The sequence below is a fragment of the Vibrio sp. V30_P3S12P165 genome, from assembly GCF_009904905.1.
Classification (GTDB): domain Bacteria; phylum Pseudomonadota; class Gammaproteobacteria; order Enterobacterales; family Vibrionaceae; genus Vibrio; species Vibrio fujianensis.
Map to the genome: position 1 here is coordinate 1 of NZ_WXWH01000050.1, position 3,952 is coordinate 3,952.

The 3,952-nt window shown below is 32.5% G+C and carries 3 protein-coding genes and 1 pseudogene; 2 read left to right on the forward strand and 2 right to left on the reverse strand.

All coding sequences use genetic code 11. The annotated features are described in order from the left end of the window. A pseudogene (locus CAG57_RS10410) lies at positions 1–642 on the reverse strand (hypothetical protein); the annotation flags it as partial. Between the two features lie 158 nt (positions 643–800). On the opposite strand from CAG57_RS10410, the gene CAG57_RS10415 reads away from it, so the two are divergent. Both CAG57_RS10415 and CAG57_RS10420 read left to right on the forward strand, forming a co-directional pair. Continuing rightward, entirely contained in the window at positions 801–1,730 is a 930-nt protein-coding gene (locus tag CAG57_RS10415) for an ABC transporter substrate-binding protein (protein WP_161439523.1), read from the forward strand. A gap of 37 nt (positions 1,731–1,767) precedes the next feature. Then, positions 1,768–2,541: a substrate-binding periplasmic protein gene (locus tag CAG57_RS10420; RefSeq protein ID WP_099611112.1), complete on the forward strand. Its 774-nt coding sequence runs from the start codon at positions 1,768–1,770 to the stop codon at positions 2,539–2,541. A 35-nt stretch (positions 2,542–2,576) separates the two neighbouring features. Here CAG57_RS10420 and CAG57_RS10425 read toward each other — a convergent pair. Then, the coding region (locus CAG57_RS10425; protein ID WP_161439524.1) for a PAS domain-containing sensor histidine kinase at positions 2,577–3,952 on the reverse strand (1,376 nt) is incomplete at its 5' end.

Below are 3,952 nucleotides of genomic sequence, written 5' to 3' on the forward strand. Positions count from 1 at the left end.
TATTTCATCTTTACTAGAGGTAATGATAGGTTTTTTGAATAATATTAATTTTTTACTAATCAGATGAGGGTCAATTTCTTTTAAATATTTAACCATTTGAGTTAATCTAACATTAATACTATAGTGAAAAATATATAAAATAACCAAACAAAGCAATCCAGTTTTGAGCAAGTTTACTGATAAAGAATGAAAGAAGTTATAATAAATATCTTGATAAACACTTTGTAAGCTAGATTCAACATAAATATCACCTACAATATTATTTTTATATAAAATAGGAAAAGATTTTTTGATTAAAGGTTCTTTACCTTTTTCTCCTGAATGGAAGGTATAATGGTCAGACGTAACTTGTAGATAATCAATATGTGATAAGTTCTCTAGTGCATTAAGCCTTAACTGAAGGGTAAAAAACTCATAATTCCAAATAAATGTTCCTATATCCTGTGTGAAATCTTGATCAAGTTCTAGTTGACGATTTTCAATATGGGCAATCTCTTGATTAATGGCTAATTTCGTTTGTATAAAAGAAAAAATCAAGGTGAAAACAAGACTAATAGCAAAAACAATAATACTGACTCTTTTGCCAAGATGGCTTATTTTTATTTTTGATATTGTATTTCTTCTATGTGCATATTTTCGCATTGTTCTCATCTTCTAGAGGAAAGCTGATCCATTAGGTGAGCGATTAAACTCGCTTGTGATCTATGTACAATTTTACGTTGTGTTAAGCATAATTCAAGCTGATAAAATATCAATATAGTCTATCATTAAATGTGATGATAGATCGGTTAGGTGATTGTGTGCGTGTACTAGTAATGATTATTTTGATATTCATTGGCTTTGACCTACAAAGCAAAACGATATTGGTTGTTGATAGCTATACTGAAAGTTATCAGTGGAGCCATGATTATCGGCAGGCATTAAAAGAAAGTTTGGATAAGTCCTATCATTGGGTCTTTTTTGAAATGAATACCAAAGTATTACCCAGCCATGAACATCCAGCAATGGCGAAGAAAGCTTTCGATTATTACTTGAAAATAAAACCTGATCTTGTCGTTCTTGGCGATGATAATGCCTTGACCTACCTCGTCCCATTGCTGTATGAAGAATCCATTGATATTGTATTTTTAGGGATTAATGATAACCCAAGAAATATTAAAGAATTAAATCAAGGCTTAGCTAGAATAACGGGAGTTTTAGAGCGTCCACTGTATATTAAAAATATTGCTAGTATTGGCCGATTTTTTATTAACCCTAAAATATTGGTATTATTTGATGATTCTTACACATCGCAAATTACTTTAAATTATTTATATTCTAATAAATTTTTTGTAAAAGAAAAATTAAATATAGAGGTTGAGTATTTATCTGTTATTAGCCAACAAGAGTGGCAAAAATCAATATTGAATGCCCATAAAAATGGTTTCGATGCCATCATTGTTGGACTCTATCAAAGTTTAATTGATGCAAGTGAAGAAAATGTGTCAGATGAAGAGATAATCCAATGGACAGCAAAGAATAGCCCTGTACCTATATTTGCATTTTGGGATTTCTCCGTTGGAGAAAATAAAGCAATGGGTGGGATCGTGTTGAGTGGGAAAAACCAGGGAGAAATAGCTGCATCATTAATTAAACAAATTGTTGAGCAAGGTAAAAATCCGAGAATGATTCCTTTTGAGTTGGATAGAAAAGGAACCACATTATTTATTGATGGTCAATTTAAAAAATGATAATGGGTGACAATGATGTTTTCTGGAGATTGAAATTATGCGATTTGTAATAAAATATATGTTTTTATTGATATTTTTTATATTGTCTAAAAATGTCAACGCATTAGAAACTAAACATATTAATGTTTGCGGTGATGGTGGGGAATGGCCGCCTTATCATTTTATTCGTGAAGGGGAAATAGTGGGTTATGACATTGATGTATTAAGTGCCATCTTTAAAAAAGAAAATGTCCAATTAACATTTCGTTTGCCACCATGGCAACGCTGCCTACAAGATACTTTATCTGGCGTTTTTGATATTGCGCTTAGTGCTTCTTATAATGAAGAAAGAGACCGTGATTATCTTATGACTGAATATTATTATACGGTTGTCCCTAGTTATGTATATTCAGCCAATAAATATCCTCAAGGGTTAAATATAACTTCTCCACAGGAATTGAATTCATTGAGGATGTGTGGTTTACAAGGTTATAATTATTTGAAGTTTGGCGTCGATGAACATCGGGTTCATAAATTAGCGAGAAGTTTTGAACAATTAGTCAAAATGCTGCGATCTGAACGTTGTGATGTTTTTTTAGCTCGTTATGAAATACTAAGAGGTTTTAATGAAGTTAAAAATATTGTTCATTTATCAGATGATATTCGATTGGTCACTATTCCTCGCCTTAAACCAGAACCATTTTACTTATTAATTTCTCGTTTTCATCCAGAGGCACAAAGGATTAAACAGATCATTGATCAAGGAATAATTGAAATGCGCAATAATGATCATCTTATGGTGATGCTTGACCAGTATTTTATAAAAAAATAAAAGCCTATTGTCTGAGTGATCAACCATAAAATTATTTATGGGGATTCCTCTTCAATTTCAATCTTGTATTGATAGTTTATCGGTAGTTTAATGGTAAAATGAACGCCTTGGTTTGGTTTGGAATCTAAAGTTAATTCACCATGCAATTTTTTCACTAGATTAAAAACAATATTTAGCCCTAAACCAGAACCGCCTTTGCCCCTCATTGTTGTATAGAAAGGTTCAAATACTTTTTGATGTAAATGCGGTTCAATACCAGCACCATTATCTGAATAATCTAAAATAACGGTATGATGATCAGCCTTGGAGGCTTTGATGATGATGCTCGCTTGTGGAGTATGGTGAAAAGCATGGTTGACACTATTTAAGATCAAGTTCGTGAAAATTTGAGTAATAGCACCCGGTAAGCTATTCATTTGTATCGTTTGATCGAATAACAATACTGGAGTGACAGGAACTTGGCGTGTTTGAGAATGTAGACTGGCAAGCAGTGCCATTAGCACTTGCTGTAAATCAAATTCACTCCTTGCTTCGGAAACTTGATCGACTGCGGTTTGTTTAAAATCTCTGATTAGTTTTGCCGCTCGATTTAAATTACTTTGTAGGATATCGCTACTATCTAGAATATTACTCATTGTTTCAGTAAAATTTTGACTAGTAAGAGAGCTATTAGAAAATGCTTGATGCAGTTGTTGTGCGGATTCTTGAATAATAGATGCAGAGGTGACGGCAATACCAAGTGGTGTATTGACTTCGTGCGCAACACCTGAGACTAATCCTCCTAAGGCTGAAAGTTTTTCTGATTCGATTAATTGCTGCTGAGTTTGTTGTAATTGTTCTAAACTTGTGGTTAATTCTTGAGTTCTTAAATCGACTTGTTGTTCCAAGTGATTATTGAGTTGACTAAGTTCTAACTGTACTTGTTTTAGTCTTGTTATATTGAGTGCAGTGCCCCTAAATCCAGAAAATTTACCATGTTCTTTTTTTACCAGTGCTTGAAAAATGAAAAATTCACTTTCTCCGCCAATATCGATATTTACTTCACAATGAGAAAAGTCACATTCATTATCAATCATCTTTTGCAATTGAGTAAATTTATAACCATAGGGTAATTCACTGAAACGTTTGTGTTCTTGATCGGGAATCGATAAAACGGTAGCCATATTTTCAGAACAATAAATGATATATCCATCAGCATTTGTCTCCCATAACCAGTCTGATGAAGCTTTGGTAAAATCGTTTAAACGTTCTTTTTCTAATTTGAGGCCTTTATATAAATGACTTATATGAGCAGTGAGTCGATTTGTTTCTCTGGCAAGAATGTCAATTTCATCCTCGAAGTTATCTATAAAAAAAGAGGAGTGTAATTGTAAAGGTTGGTTTTTTTTATTTAAATCATAATGATGTAGAT

What these genes read in the sequence shown, in the direction of transcription:
- CAG57_RS10420 (WP_099611112.1), top strand. Translation starts at nt 1,768, where the DNA reads ATGCGATTTGTAATAAAATATATGTTTTTATTGATATTTTTTATATTG.